Raw genomic sequence first — 14798 nt, forward strand, 5'->3', positions numbered from 1 at the left:
GCCTGTTGAATTACGAAATGGCGGCCATTATAAGGCCGCTGAAAAAAGACGCCATGCGCCCTGCCTCGGAAATGCAAACGGCCGCAAAAGCGGCCGTTGCAGTCAATCGCAGAACACTCAGACCAGACGACTCAGCATGTCCCTGGCTTCGGATTTCTGACCATCATCACCTTCAGTGACGACCTCATCGAGAATGTCCCGAGCGCCATCGCTGTCACCCATTTCGATGTAGGCGCGAGCCAGATCGAGTTTGGTAGCCGCTTCATCGGTACCGGACAGGAAGTCGAATTCCGGTTCGTCATCGTCGAGTGCAGCGGCATCTTCGGCGGTAAAGCTCGGCGCTTCGAACGGCTTGGCCATGGGCGGCTGCTCAAGATTCTGCGACAGGCGCTCCAGCTCGGCATTCACATCCTCGATCTCGGAGGCGAACGCTTGAGTGGCCTGATCAGTCTCGATTTCGTCGGCCAGCGACAGATCGAAATCATCCGGCAGGTCCAGGTCCAGGTCCAGGTCGTCGGCAGGCTGCGGCGGTGCTGACTCACCCAGATTCAACGGCGGCTCGTCGAGGCTGAGCAGGAAATCATCCTCGGCACTCAGCGCAGGCTCGTCTTCGGTGCTATTGAGATCAAAGTCAGCCAGATCAAAATCAGCCGGGGCGTCCGGCACGCTCGCCGCCTTGGCTTCATTTTGCTGCTTCAATACCGACTCGAAACTCAGCTCGTCATCGTCGTCATTGATTGCTGGCAGAACAGGTGCATCCAGCTCCAGATCGTACAGATCGGTTGGATTGGTCACTTGCGCAGGGGAGGCCTCTTCAAGGTCGTCCAGACTCAAATCGAAATCGTGATCGAACGCATCCAACTCGTCAGCTTGAGCGACCGGTTCCGGCGTTTCCGGCACAGGTGTTTCAGCAACAACGGCCGGTTCAGGTTCAGGTTCAGGTTCAGGTTCAGGTTCAGGTTCGGGCTCGGGCTCGGGCTCAGGAGTTTCCGGCTCGTCGAGCAACAATTCCTCGACGTACTTCGCGTCCATTTCTGCAGCAACCGCAGCTGCGGTCGCGGTTGCCGCCGCCGCAACAACGGCAGCGGTGATCATGGCCGGGTAACGACTCTTGAGCTGCTCGACCTCAGCGTGGTGCTTTCCCCCAGCCACCAATTTCCGCTCATGGATCGCAAACGCCTTGCTGTTACCTTGCTCGGCGTAGATTTCCATGAGTTTAAGACGGATATCGTCCCGGGCCGGATCTTCCTTCAGCGACTCTTCAAGCAGCTCGACAGCTTGATTCATGCGCCCGTAAGCAATATGAATCTCAGCCTGAACCAGCGGATCGGCTGGACGCTCGCGAGCAGGATCGACACTCGCGCTGCCCATCGGCGCCATTTTCACGTTAGGAGCGGCAACCACCAGCCCGTCGAAACTGGCCTGCGGTACGTCCATATCCATGTCGGAAACAAATTCAGATTCTTCAGCCAGCGCACGCGCCATGCGACGGTGCTTCTCGGCCTCGGCATTGGCATTGCGGCGGCGAGCCAGGAACAGCATCAACAGCAGCAGAAGCAGCACCACCGCGCCACCGATCAAGCCGAGGACGATCGGATTGCCGAGCAGTTGCTTGAACGCCTTGTCCGAATCGGCTTCCTGCGCCACAACCGGTTCGACGGCCAAAGGCTGGTCTGCAGCCGGTGCGCTGACTTGCGCTGCGCCCGCTGGCAGTGCGTCTTCGGGGGCAATTTCGCCCGGCGGCTTGGCGGCAGCGCCAGGCGCGGCAACCAATGCTGCCGGCAAGGCCGGGTCCGCAGGCACCGGCGGAACCGTTGCACCTGCAGCCTGCATCTTGGCCAGTTGATCGCTCTTGAGCTGAATCAGGCGCTGCATCTTGTCCAGCTGACTCTGCAAGTCGTTCATGCGACTTTTCAGTTCGGCGTTGTCACGACGCGCGGTATCCAGATTTTCCTCGGCCACCGCCAGCTTGTTGCTCAAATCCTTGTCGCCTGCCGCACCTTTGGCAGAAGGATTGGAGCTTGCGGCGACCAGACTCAGGCTGTCACTTGGAGCAACTCTGGACGGCGCGGCACCGGCGCGATCACGGCGGGTCGCATCGACCTGACGCGTGCCGGACGGCAAGCGACGACCCTGACGCCAGGCCTGATTCTGTTCGGCAACCTTGGCCACGGCTTGAGGCTGCGGCACGGTGGTGATTTGTTGCGGATTAGGCAGGCGCAATACCTGGCCTTTTTTCAGACGGTTGATATTGCCGCCGATGAACGCATCAGGGTTCAGCGCCTGAATGGCCAGCATGGTTTGCTGGACGGTGCCGCCATTACGCACTTTCTCGGCAATTTCCCAGAGCGTGTCGTTATTGGTGGTGGTGTATTGCGCTGGCTTGGCCTCGGCAGCGGGTGCCGCCTCCGGAACCGGAGCCGGTGCAGCCGGCGCTACTTCTGGAGTCGCAGGCGTCTGGGCCGGCTGTGGCGCAGTCGTCGGCAATTGCGGCGCCGCTGCGGCAGCGGCTGCCGCTTCAGGGGAAAATTTCGGTGGGTCCAGCAACAGGCTGTATTCGCGCAGCAGACGGCCATTGGGCCAGAGCACCTGCACGAGGAATTTCACGAAGGGTTCACGCACCGGTTTGCTGGAGGTAATGCGCAATACGCTTTTACCGCTGGCATTGAGTACCGGAGTGAACGTCAGGTCGTTGAGAAATGCCTGTCGGGCGACGCCCGCCTGAGCGAAGTCAGCAGTGGTCGCCAGGCTTGGCACCACTTGTGCGGCGCTCAGGCCTTGGGCCTGTGTCAATTCGATCTCGGCTACAAGGGGTTGATTCAGGGTCGACTTGACCGACAATTCCCCGAGTCCCAGCGCGTGCGCCATGCCTGATGACAACGCCGATGCGGCAGCAATTGCCAATACCAGTTTGCGAACCTGAACCATAGCCCATCCCTTGTTTAAAAACTCCCCGGCACCCGGGAAGGTAAAGCATGCATTGGGTGTCTAAGCAGACATCTCAGGAGATCGACGACACACACGGCTAGAAAGTTTTTTCAAATTGAAGGCAAGTATCTTTTACACATAGTCTTTTATCAACAATTGCGCGACCTGCACAGCGTTGAGCGCAGCGCCTTTGCGCACATTGTCAGACGTCACCCACAGATTCAGCTCACAGGGATCGTCTATGCCAGTGCGCACGCGTCCTACATAAACAACATCCTGGCCTACGGCATCTCCTACAGCTGTCGGATAATCCCCGGCTTCGACCAGTTCAATCCCCGGCGCAGCTTCCAGCGCAGCATTGACCGCTTGCAGATCCACCGGTCGCGAGGTTTGCAGCGACACGGTGAAGCTGTCGCCAAAAAACAGCGGCGCTTGCACGCACGTCGCCGAAACCTTGAGTAAAGGCAATGCCAGCAACTCGCGCAACTCCGCCACCAGGCGGACTTCAAGTGGCGCATGGCCTTGCGCGTTCGGCGTGCCGACCTGAGCGAGCAGGTTAAAGGCCATTTGCCGGTCAAAAAAGCGCGGCTCGATCGGGCGAATATTCAGCAGTTCGGTGGTCTGACGCGCCAGTTCGGCAACCCCTTCGCGGCCCTGGCTGGAGACTGCCAGGCATGCCGTGACATTGACGCGCAGGATTTCCAGCACACCGAGCAACGGTGCAAGGGTCAGCGCGATGGCCGTGCCGGAAGCGCTTGGACTGGAAATCTGATAAGGCTTGCCGTGGGACTCAATCGACTGGGCGTTGATTTCCGGCACCACGCCGGGTGCGTCTGCAGCGGGCAAACCGCCCGACAAATCGATCACCGAACAGCCAGCGGTCAAGGCGCGCGCGGCGTAACTGCGGGTAATGGCCGGACCAGCGGCGAAGAATGCGACCTGCGCCTTGTTGAAATCGAATTCGTCAACTTCCTTGACCCGTACATTCTTGCCCCTGAACGGCACGGAATGCCCCGCCGACTCGATGCTGGCCAGCAAGTGCAGCTGCCCGACCGGGAAATCGAGCTCTTCCAGAATCTGGACGATGGTTTCGCCGACAGTACCGGTGGCGCCGATCACGGCGATGTCAAAGGACTGGCTCATGCAAAAACCTCAGGAAAAACGCGGAGCGGCACTTTAACCGTCGCGCCGGGAGCAGGCAATTGCAGCAGCGACTCAGGGCTCAAGGCCGATCGGGAAAAACTCCCCGCCACTCCAGACGCCCAGCCAGCGCTGCCCGTCTATATCACGCGGCACGGCCAGCTCAACCAGTTGATAGAAGACGTTGCGATGAATCAGCGCTTCGAGATTGACCCGCACATGAATATAAGGCGCAGGTTCGTCGGTCTCGGGATCGATCAGCACCCGCAACGCATGCTCTGGACCGGCTTCGGTCACGTCATCGACATTGGTGGTAAAGCGCAGCACCTGACGCTCGCCCTCGCCTTCGACTTGCAGACTGACCGCCACGAATGGTGCGTCATCGACCTTGATGCGCACCTTTTCCACTGGAGTGATCAGGAAATAGTCATCGCCGTCACGGCGCATGATGGTCGAGAACAAGCGAACCATGGGTTTGCGGCCAATGGGCGTACCCAGGTAATACCAGGTGCCATCGCGGGCGATGCGCATGTCGATATCACCGCAGAACTCCGGGTTCCATAAATGAACAGGCGGCAACCCTTTGGATTTGGGGATCTGCGCGAACAGATCATTGGCCTTGCCTGTATCACTCATGACTTTCTCCTTAACGGCTTACGCCCAACAGACTACGAGCGTAATCCTCCAGAGGCGGGCCAAGCAAATCCTGTGGTTTGGTGTCGTGCAGTGTCAGCAATCCGCCACGGCTGCGAATGCGGGCACTGTCGATCAGGTAGCGGGTGCTGGTTTCGATCAACATCAGCTGGATGACGCCGCTGTCGATGCCGAGGCGATCCAGCGCTTCCTGGTCTGACCATTCGTCGGTGTTGCCGATTCGGTCATCGGCCTTGGCGAAACGGGTATAAAGCAGATAATGCGCGCCCGCGGAACGTGCTTCGTTCATCGCCTCATCCAGGCCTAGCGGCCCGCGAGCGCGACGGACCATCGGGAAATACTCGATGAAGCCGTTGAAAGCTTCTTCGGCCACCACGTTAGGTCTTGGGTAGGCGCTGCCCGGCGGCGCAAACGCACCTTGAGCGATATAGATGAAGGAATCCGGCTGCAAGCGCCAGTTGCTGATGCGTCGGGTTTCACTGTGATCCAGCAATCCGGCGTCACTGAACTGATCATGAGCGCCCTGGCCCAGATCGCTGACACTCATACAACCATTCAACGCCAACAGCGCCAGTAGCAAAACCAGGCTACGCATCACTTCCTCCCAGATGCCGGTGACGGAAAACCGGCGAATGGTCGTCGGATGCAGCTTCCGCGCCATCATGGGCAAAGCAGGCGATTAATGCGTGCAGGTCCTGAAAGGCTCAACCGCCAGCAGTATCAGGGTTCAGATCAACAACTGCCTCGGGATCGCGCTTGCGCTTGTTGCCCATGCGTACGCCGATATCCATCAGGAACTGGAAAAAACCTTCCTGATCTTCGAGGACATTGCTCCAGAACGGCGAGTGGTACAGCGCCACTGCGCCATGGACCAACGCCCAGGCAGCGCAATAGTGGAAGTAAGGCGGGACGTCTTCGAGTTTGCCTTCGTTGATTCGACCTTTGATCAGCAACGTCAGGCGCTCGAAGTTCGAAGCGCGGATCTTGTGCAACTCCTCGACCAGCTCTGGTACCTGATTGCCCTTGACGACTTTCTCTTCAAGGCGATCAAACAACCGGTAACGCTGGGGATCGCGCATGCGGAACTCGAAGTAGGCGCGGGACAGCGCTTCCTTGTCCTTGTCGACATCAGCCGAATGCAGCAGCTCGTTCAAATCACGCTCGTAGTCGAGCATCAGGCGCAGGTAGATCTCCGCCTTGGATTTGAAATGCTTATAGATCGTACCTTTGCCGATACCCACGGCATCAGCAATCATCTCGACGGTGACGCTGTCTTCACCTTGATCGAGGAACAGCTTGAGCGCGGTGTCGAGAATTTCTTGCTCGCGGCGTCGAAATTCACGGACCTTTCGGGGTTCTTTCTGCATAAGAAGGTCTGTTGGGGTCAAAATCGAAGCCGGGTATTATGCCTAACTTGCGCGAAATTGCACGGATCATCCGACCATGGCGTGGTTTCTTGGCCTAAATGGCCAAATCAGCGTCTTGAGCCACAAATGCGTGGCCGGGTGTGCACGATGTGTGAAATGCGGACTCAACAGCCGCCCGGCTATTCCAAATCTGTTTAAAAAATGATCAGAACTAACTGGACGCCTCGCAATCATGACCAATACTTAAGGCGTTGGCGTTGCATATCCCCCAAATGACACGCCAGTAAAGGTGCCGACGGATAGCGCACCTTTGTTTTACTCCTAATGGTCTTAACCCGGATTCACCCCCCCAGAACCCGGGTTTTTTTTGCCCGGGATTCGGTAAGCAAACATCCGATGTCTAGCGCTTTAGGTGAGCCAGAGGGAACAGGCGCGCGAAGTTGTCGGTGGTCATTTCGGCAAAGCGCTCGTAGGACTCGCCACGCAGCATTGCCAGAAACTCAGCGACTTCGCGGACGTACTGGGGCAGGTTTGGTTTGCCCCGATAAGGAATCGGCGCCAGATAAGGTGAATCCGTTTCAACCAGCAGGCGATCTGCCGGAACCTGGCGCGCCACGTCACGCAACGCATCGGCATTGCGGAACGTGACAATGCCGGACAGGGAAATGTAAAAACCCAGGTCCAGGGCCGCCTTGGCCATGTCCCAATCCTCGGTAAAACAATGCAGCACGCCACCTTGGGGCAAGGCAGCCTCGCGCAACAGGTTCAGCGTATCGGCACGCGCGCCACGGGTATGCACGATGACCGGCTTGCCGGTGACGTCGGCGGCTTGCAGATGCAGACGAAATGACGCCTGTTGCAGTTCGGCGGCTTCAGGCTCGTAGTGGTAATCCAGACCGGTTTCGCCAATGGCGACCACACGCGGGTGGTTCAACTCGTCCAACAACCATTCCAGCGCAGGCGCTTCGCCTGGCTTCAGGTCCAGCGGATGAATGCCGACCGAGCAATCCACGTCGTCATAGCGCTCAGCCAGGGCTTTGACCGCGCCGGCATTGTCAGCGCTGACGCCGATACAGAGAAAATGCCCAACACCTCTGCCTCGCGCAGCTTCAAGGGCGGCATCGAGCGAACCCGAATGTTCAGCGAGATCGAGGCGGTCAAGGTGGCAATGGGAATCTACAAGCATGGCAATGGTTATCTACATCGTGTGAGTTGGGCGGTCGGACTTCAAAGCACCGGCCAGATAGGTTTCGATCATGTTGCGGGCGGTATTGTCGCCGTCATTGAATTGCACGCCGACGCCAGCGGCCCGATTGCCCTGCGCGCCCTTGGGGGTAATCCAGGTGACTTTGCCGGCGACCGGCACCTTCTCCGGCTCGTCCATCAGATTGAGCAGCATGAACACTTCATCGCCCAGCTTGTAGCTTTTGCTGGTCGGAATGAACAACCCGCCATTCCTGATGAACGGCATGTAAGCGGCGTAAAGCACGGACTTGTCCTTGATGGTCAGGGACAAAATACCGTTACGGGGACCGGAATTCAGCGGCAAGCTCATCACAACTCCTCAGGATTCCAACGAATACAGCCTAACGTTGCAGCGGCAATCCAGCCCACTGTACCAATAAAGCTTCGAGCAGCAGCACGCGGTTGAGATTGGCCTTGGACATGACCTTCTGGCGCTGCGCCAGGATCCAGTCCTGAATATCGAGAACCTTACCCTGATTTGATTTCTGCGCCATGTACTGCAGCACTTTACGCATATCCGCCAAACCGAGGCCTTCTTCGTCCTCGGTGAGCTGATAGCGCAGGATCAGATGCGACCAGTCGCAGAACCAGTCGAACAGCAGCAACAACGGAATATCTTTCCAGCCTTCAGCCAGCTGCGTCGGCGATTGCTGCTGTTTGAGCAGCTTTTTCACCCCGTCGACCACCTGCGCGCGCTGCTCGCGAACGCCTTGCGCCTGGAGACTGACCGCCGCCAATGGCGAACCTGCGGCGAGGACCAGCAATTCGTTACGCTCGTCCTGCGTGCAGTCCGGCAGCGCGTCGGCCAGCCACGCCAGACTCATGGCTTGGCTCGGCAACGGGCAGGCCTGCTGCACACAACGGCTTCTGACCGTCGGCAACAAGCGGCTGGGTTGATGACTCACCAACAACAGCACGGTGTTGCCCGAAGGCTCTTCAAGACTTTTCAGCAGGGCGTTGGCGGCGTTGATATTCATCGACTCCACCGGCTCGATCAACACCACTTTGCGCCCGCCCATCTGCGCGGTTTGCACCACGAAGCTGACCAGATCGCGCACTTGATCGACCTTGATCGCCTTGTCGGCCTCTTCCGGCTCCAGCACGTAGTTATCCGGATGGCTGCCGGCAACCAGCAGCATGCAGGATTTACAGGTTCCGCAGGCATCAAGCCCTTCCGGACGCTGGCACAGCAAACTGGCCATCAGCCGTTCGGCCAAGGCCCGCTTGCCGATTCCGGCCGGGCCGTGCAGCAGGTAAGCGTGCGCATGTTGAGGACGCCCGGCCATTTGCTGCCAGAGCGCTTCCTGCCAGGGGTAGGACTCAGCCACGGTAACGCTCCAGCATTTCCGGGACCAACGCATCGAGGGCGTGCTGGACTTGCGGCAGTGACAACGCCGCATCAACCAGACGATATCGTGCAGGCTCGGCGCTGGCGCGGTTCAGATAAGTACTGCGCACGGCATCGAAGAAGGTCCGCCCTTCCTGCTCGAACCGATCCAGCCGGCCACGCGCAGAGGCGCGGGCCAGTCCGACTTCAACCGGCAAATCGAAGATCAGGGTCAGGTCCGGGCGCAAATCACCCTGGACAAAGTTTTCCAGCGCGGCAATCCTCTCATGGCTCAGGCCACGGCCGCCGCCCTGATAGGCGTAGGTCGCATCGGTAAAACGATCACACAAAACGATCTCGCCACGGGCCAGCGCCGGGCGAATCACTTGCGCCAGATGCTGTGCGCGTGCGGCAAATACCAGCAACAACTCGGTATCGGCATGCATGGACTCATCGCTAGGGGCCAGCAGCAGCTCACGAATACGTTCGGCCAACGGCGTGCCACCGGGTTCGCGAGTGAGCAACACCTCGATTCCTTCGGCGCGCAGTCTGGCGGCCAGGTATTCGCGGTTGGTGCTTTTCCCCGCGCCTTCCGGACCTTCTAGGGTAATAAACAGGCCAGTCACAGGCAGTCCTCGTTCATCTTCATTTCGGGCTTGGCTCGCTCTGGTTGGCATCTGGCTCTGGAGCTGTCTCCGGGACGGGCGTGATTTCGGGCGCCGTCGCCGCATCCGGAACGGGCGCCACCGGATTCGTTTCCGCCGGTATGACTGGAACAACAGACGGAGCAGCAGGCGCCGGACTGGAGCGATAATCAGCACGTCGCTTGAGCTGGTACTCACGAACGGCCGCGTTATGCGCATCCAGATCCGCCGAGAACACGTGACTGCCATCGCCGCGTGCGACGAAATACAAGCTGCTGCCTGAAACCGGATTCAGTGCGGCATGAATAGCTTCACGCCCCACCAGGGAAATCGGCGTCGGTGGCAGGCCGGCGATGACGTAAGTGTTATACGGCGTCGCTTCCTTGAGGTGCGCGCGGGTCAACTTGCCGTTGTAACGCTCGCCGAGGCCGTAGATAACCGTCGGATCGGTCTGCAACAACATGCCCAGACGCAAGCGTCTGACAAACACCCCGGCAATCTGCCCGCGCTCCTGGGGAACCCCGGTCTCTTTTTCCACCAGCGACGCCATGATCAATGCCTGATACGGGTCGACGTAGGGAACATCCGCAGCCCGCTTGGCCCATTCTTCATCCAGCACTTCATCCAGACGGTTGTAAGCCTGTTTGAGCAGCTCGACGTCGGTCATGCCCCGCACATAGCGGTAGGTGTCAGGAAAGAAGCGGCCTTCGGGATAGACATCGGGATGACCCAGTTTGGCCATCAGCTCGTTGTCGCTCAAGCCTGTCAGGGTCTGCTCAAGCTTGGGCTGCTTCGCCAAGGCGACACGCACCTGACGGAAATTCCAGCCCTCGACCAGGGTCAGGCTGTACTGAACCACTTCGCCACGCTGCCACAAGTTCAGCAACGACTGAGCGTCCATACCGGGCGTCAGGCGGTATTCGCCAGTGTGCAGCGACTGCTCGGAAAGATTGAAGCGCCAGTAAAGCCGCAGCCAGAACGCATCCTTGACCACGCCGTCGGCTTCCAGACGATTGAGTACGCCCGTTGGCGTGGAGCCTGCCGGAACATCCAGCAACTGCTCCTGTGTCACCTTCAAAGGCTGATGCAGCGCTTCGTTCTGCTGCCAAAATGCAACGCCCAGCGCCAGGCCTGCCAGCACTACGCCTGTTTCCAGCAAGACCAATAATTTTCGAATCACTAAGCGATATCCAGAAGCGCGAGAACGGTGCGCTGCAGTTTACGGGTGAGCGGCCCAACCGGCCAGCTCAGCTGCATGAAGCCACGAACGGGCCACACGCCATAGACACTGTTACAGAGAAATACTTCGTCAGCCTGCTGCAAGTCAGACATTTGCAGATCGCGGACTTCAACCTGAATCCCCAGCGTGGGCGCCTGCTCCAGCAATTGCGCACGCATCACCCCGGCGACGCCGCAGCGCGCCAGATCGGCAGTGAGCAGAACCCCGCCACTGACCAGGAACAGATTGCTGTACACACCTTCGATGATGCGCCCGGACGTATCGAGCATCAGCCCCTCGGCGTGGTCGTTGTCCTGCCATTCCGAGCGGGCAAGCACCTGCTCCAACCGGTTCAGATGCTTGAGCCCGGCCAGCAGCGGCTGTTCGGCCAGACGAGTCTGACAAGCAAAGAGGCGCACGCCCTGCTCTGCATGAGCGCTCGGGTACAATGGCGGCGGACCGCCTTGCAGGATTCGTCGAGGCTGAGAATTCGGGGCGGGAGCATAACCGCGCTGGCTGTCGCCTCGGGTGACAATCAACTTCATCACGCCGTCGCCAAGCTCTGTGGCAAACGCCAGCAGCTCGTGACGAATCAAATGCAGGTCGGCGGCGATACCCAGACGAGTACAACCGCCTTCAAGACGTTGCAGGTGGAGCTCCAGAAGCGATGGCCGTCCGTGCTTGACGGCGATGGTCTCAAACAGCCCATCGCCATACGCCAGGCCTCGGTCCTTGACGGACAGCAGATCGGCGGGACAGCCATCGATCCAGCTGAGCATCACTCGCTGAACCGGCGGAACACCAGTGAGCCGTTGGTCCCGCCAAACCCGAACGAGTTGGACAGCACCACGTTGATCGGCATGTTTTGCGCTTCATGGGGCACAAAATTCAGATCGCAGCCTTCGCCCGGCTCATCAAGGTTGATAGTCGGCGGTGCGACTTGACCGTTGATCGCCAGAATACTGAAAATTGCTTCCACGGCGCCCGCCGCACCCAGCAAGTGACCGGTCATGGACTTGGTGGAACTGACCGCCAGTTTGTAGGCGTGATCGCCGAACACCGACTTGATCGCCCGCGCTTCAGCCAGGTCGCCGGCCAGCGTCGAGGTACCGTGAGCGTTGATGTACTGCACGTCATCGGCATTGACCCTGGCATCGCGCAGCGCATTGACGATGCAACGCGCAGCACCTGCGCCGTCATCCGGTGGCGAAGTCATGTGGTATGCGTCGCCGCTCATGCCGAAGCCGATCAGCTCGGCATAGATCGTCGCACCGCGCGCCTTGGCGTGTTCCAGCTCTTCAAGCACCAACGCTCCGGAACCGTCGGACAGGACAAAGCCGTCGCGGCCCTTGTCCCACGGACGGCTGGCACGCGTCGGATCGTCATTGCGGGTCGACAGCGCACGGGATGCACCGAAGCCGCCCATACCGAGACCGCAGGCCGCCATTTCGGCGCCGCCGGCAATCATCACGTCGGCTTCGCCATAAGCGATGTTGCGTGCAGCCATGCCGATGCAATGCGTGCCGGTCGTACAGGCCGTCGCAATTGCATAGTTAGGCCCCTGCGCACCCAAATGGATCGACAGGAACCCGGAAATCATGTTGATGATCGAGCCCGGCACAAAGAACGGGGAAATCCGTCCAGGCCCTTGCTCATGCAGCGAACGGCTGTTGTTTTCGATATTGGTCAGGCCGCCGATACCGGAACCCATGGCCACGCCAATGCGATCACGGTTGGCGTCGGTGACTTCAAGGCCGGAATTGCGCACAGCCTGAAAACTGGCCGCCAGACCATATTGAATGAAGAGATCCAGCCGGCGAGCCTCTTTGGGCGCCAGGTACTCTTCAACGTTGAATCCTTTGATCGAACCGCCAAAGCGGGTCGTGTAAGCCGAAAGGTCCGTGTGCTCGATAAGGCCAATGCCACTGCGGCCAGCCAGAATGCCTTGCCAGCTGCTCGGCACATCCGTGCCCAATGGCGACAGCATACCCATACCGGTGACCACGACGCGTCTACGCGACACAGGACTCTCCTTTTCTCTTATTGACGATACAGGGCATCGTTTTTAAAGAAAAAACCGCACGCCGGCAGGCAGTGCGGTTTTCCCATGACAGCAACGACGATTACAGCGTGTTACGCCTGGTGGGCAGTAACGTAATCGATAGCAGCTTGAACAGTAGTGATTTTCTCAGCTTCTTCGTCAGGGATTTCAGTCTCGAATTCCTCTTCCAGAGCCATCACCAGCTCAACGGTATCAAGGGAGTCAGCACCCAGGTCTTCAACGAAGGAAGCAGTGGTGGTAACTTCCTCCTCCTTGACGCCAAGTTGCTCGACAACGATTTTCTTGACGCGCTCTTCGATGGTGCTCATACCTAGTTTTAACTCCTAGTGGACAAATTCAGGCGGCTGGCCGGTGGGTAAGTGTATAGAAGAGGTTTTGCGCATTTCAAGCTCAATGCTAACCCCGCTGACCTCACCGACCTGACGCCCATTAATAGATTGCAGCTTTATAACGGATTTTGGACGCTACGTATGACATTTTTTTACCGCAACCCGTTACTTTCAACTCATGTACATGCCGCCGTTCACGGGGATTGTAGCCCCGGTAACGTAGCCTGCACCTTCCGAAGCAAGAAAAGCGACCACGTGCGCGATCTCTTCAGCTTGCCCCAGACGACCCAGTGGAATCTGGGAAATCAGCGACTCACGCTGAGCTTCCGGTAGCTCGCGCGTCATATCGGTATCGATAAAACCCGGTGCAACCGAGTTTACCGTGACCGCGCGCGAACCCACTTCACGAGCCAAGGCCCGGCTGAAACCTTCCAGACCGGCCTTCGCGGCCGCATAGTTTACTTGGCCTGCGTTGCCCATGGCACCCACAACGGAACCAATACTGATAATTCGCCCCCAGCGCGCCTTGGTCATGCCCCGCAAAACGCCCTTGGACAAGCGGAACAGACTGTTCAGATTGGTATCGACGACATCATGCCATTCGTCATCTTTCATCCGCATCATCAGGTTGTCACGGGTGATGCCGGCGTTATTGACGAGGATCAACGGCGCGCCAACACGTTCCTGGATCAACGCCAGAGTGGCGCTCACGGACTCGGAATCGGTGACATTGAGCATCAGACCGAAGCCTTCGATGCCCTGCTCCTTGAATGTTGCGCTGATGCGCTCGGCACCGCTCTCGGAAGTCGCGGTACCTACGACCACAGCACCATTGCGCCCCAATTCCAGGGCAATGGCTTGACCAATTCCACGACTGGCACCGGTAACCAGTGCAACTTTACCTTGCAGGCTCATGCAAGCTCTCCTTATCAGGCCAGCGCCGCGCGAGCGGCGACAAAGGCGTCTGGGGTGTTGAGGTTGTGAGTCGTCACGCCGTCGGCGCAACGTTTATTGAGGCCAGCCAGCACTTTACCCGGCCCGCATTCGACCAGCTCGACAGCGCCATTGGCGGCCAGCGCCTGGATCGATTCGACCCAACGGACCGGCTTGTAGAGCTGCTGCAACAGATCGGATTTCAGCGTATCGAGGTCGGACACAACGGCAGCGCTGACATTCTGCACCAGCGGAATCTGCGGAGCCTGCCAATCGATCGCCTCGACCGACTCGGCAAAGCGTTCGGCAGCTGGACGCATCAATTCGCAATGTGACGGTACGCTCACCGGTAACGGCAGGGCACGCTTGGCGCCACGCGCCTTGCACAGTTCCATGGCGCGCTGCACCGCAGCGGTCGAACCGGCAATGACAACCTGGCCTGGCGAGTTGAAATTCACCGCACTGACCACATCACCTTGAGCCGCTTCCGCGCAAGCCGCCAACACATCAGCGTCATCAAGACCGAGAATCGCCGCCATGGCGCCCTGCCCGGCAGGAACCGCTTCCTGCATCAACTGGCCGCGACGCTCCACGAGCTTAACCGCATCGCCCAACGACAGACTGCCAGCGGCAACCAGCGCACTGTACTCGCCAAGACTGTGCCCGGCGACGAAAGCAGGTCGAGCGCCGCCTTCAGCCAGCCAGAGACGCCACAACGCGATGGAGGCGGCGAGGATCGCGGGCTGGGTTTTGTCGGTTTGATTAAGTTCGGTTTCCGGCCCTTGCTGGGTCAGGACCCAAAGGTCGTAGCCCAGCGCCTGGGACGCTTCTGCGAAAGTTTCCTGGATCAACGGATATTGCGTAGCCAGCTCGGCAAGCATGCCCAGCGACTGTGAACCTTGACCCGGAAAGACGAATGCGAGGGATGCAGACATTTAACAAGCCTCTGA

At 59.0% G+C, this 14798-nt stretch carries 15 protein-coding genes; all 15 read right to left on the minus strand.

What is annotated here, in order from left to right; genetic code table 11:
- Positions 1-117: 117 nt before the first annotated feature.
- Positions 118-2928 carry a FimV/HubP family polar landmark protein gene (locus AABC73_RS20715; RefSeq protein ID WP_341520750.1) on the minus strand — a complete coding sequence of 937 codons (2811 nt, stop codon included), beginning with the start codon at positions 2926-2928 and terminating at the stop codon, positions 118-120.
- A gap of 132 nt (positions 2929-3060) precedes the next feature.
- Positions 3061-4071, minus strand: a complete 1011-nt coding sequence (locus AABC73_RS20720) for an aspartate-semialdehyde dehydrogenase (protein WP_341520751.1) — start codon at positions 4069-4071, stop codon at positions 3061-3063.
- 72 nt (positions 4072-4143) lie between these two features.
- Positions 4144-4704 carry a DUF1285 domain-containing protein gene (locus AABC73_RS20725; RefSeq protein WP_341520752.1) on the minus strand — a complete coding sequence of 187 codons (561 nt, stop codon included), beginning with the start codon at positions 4702-4704 and terminating at the stop codon, positions 4144-4146.
- A gap of 10 nt (positions 4705-4714) precedes the next feature.
- Entirely contained in the window at positions 4715-5317 is a 603-nt protein-coding gene (locus AABC73_RS20730) for a DUF4823 domain-containing protein (protein ID WP_331151758.1), read from the minus strand.
- Between the two features lie 109 nt (positions 5318-5426).
- Positions 5427-6089, minus strand: coding sequence for a TetR/AcrR family transcriptional regulator (locus AABC73_RS20735; protein ID WP_341520753.1), 663 nt, complete (start codon positions 6087-6089; stop codon positions 5427-5429).
- Positions 6090-6489: 400 nt separating this feature from the next.
- Positions 6490-7275, minus strand: a complete 786-nt coding sequence (locus AABC73_RS20740) for a TatD family hydrolase (RefSeq protein WP_341520754.1) — start codon at positions 7273-7275, stop codon at positions 6490-6492.
- A gap of 12 nt (positions 7276-7287) precedes the next feature.
- Positions 7288-7644 carry a PilZ domain-containing protein gene (locus tag AABC73_RS20745; RefSeq protein WP_065833398.1) on the minus strand — a complete coding sequence of 119 codons (357 nt, stop codon included), beginning with the start codon at positions 7642-7644 and terminating at the stop codon, positions 7288-7290.
- A 31-nt stretch (positions 7645-7675) separates the two neighbouring features.
- Positions 7676-8662, minus strand: coding sequence for a DNA polymerase III subunit delta' (locus AABC73_RS20750; RefSeq protein WP_341520755.1), 987 nt, complete (start codon positions 8660-8662; stop codon positions 7676-7678).
- Positions 8655-9287 (minus strand): dTMP kinase, encoded by a 633-nt coding sequence (gene tmk, locus AABC73_RS20755; RefSeq protein WP_341520756.1) that lies wholly within the window; start codon positions 9285-9287, stop codon positions 8655-8657. Before tmk ends, AABC73_RS20750 begins: the two co-directional genes overlap by 8 nt.
- Before the next feature lie 19 nt (positions 9288-9306).
- A complete protein-coding gene (gene mltG / locus AABC73_RS20760; protein ID WP_341520757.1) occupies positions 9307-10485 on the minus strand; it encodes an endolytic transglycosylase MltG in 1179 nt (392 codons plus the stop codon).
- Positions 10485-11303, minus strand: coding sequence for an aminodeoxychorismate lyase (gene pabC / locus AABC73_RS20765; RefSeq protein ID WP_341520758.1), 819 nt, complete (start codon positions 11301-11303; stop codon positions 10485-10487). Before pabC ends, mltG begins: the two co-directional genes overlap by 1 nt.
- Positions 11303-12547: a beta-ketoacyl-ACP synthase II gene (fabF, locus tag AABC73_RS20770; RefSeq protein ID WP_341520759.1), complete on the minus strand. Its 1245-nt coding sequence runs from the start codon at positions 12545-12547 to the stop codon at positions 11303-11305. The genes pabC and fabF overlap by 1 nt, the downstream gene beginning before the upstream one ends.
- A 110-nt stretch (positions 12548-12657) precedes the next feature.
- The gene (gene acpP, locus AABC73_RS20775; protein WP_341520760.1) at positions 12658-12894 is read right to left on the minus strand and encodes an acyl carrier protein; all 237 of its coding nucleotides are present in this window, start codon (positions 12892-12894) and stop codon (positions 12658-12660) included.
- 192 nt (positions 12895-13086) lie between these two features.
- Positions 13087-13830 (minus strand): 3-oxoacyl-ACP reductase FabG, encoded by a 744-nt coding sequence (gene fabG / locus AABC73_RS20780; protein ID WP_020290382.1) that lies wholly within the window; start codon positions 13828-13830, stop codon positions 13087-13089.
- A 14-nt stretch (positions 13831-13844) separates the two neighbouring features.
- Positions 13845-14783, minus strand: coding sequence for an ACP S-malonyltransferase (gene fabD, locus AABC73_RS20785; RefSeq protein WP_341520761.1), 939 nt, complete (start codon positions 14781-14783; stop codon positions 13845-13847).
- Positions 14784-14798: the final 15 nt, after the last annotated feature.

The sequence above is a fragment of the Pseudomonas sp. G.S.17 genome (assembly GCF_038096165.1).
Taxonomy (GTDB): Bacteria; Pseudomonadota; Gammaproteobacteria; order Pseudomonadales; family Pseudomonadaceae; genus Aquipseudomonas.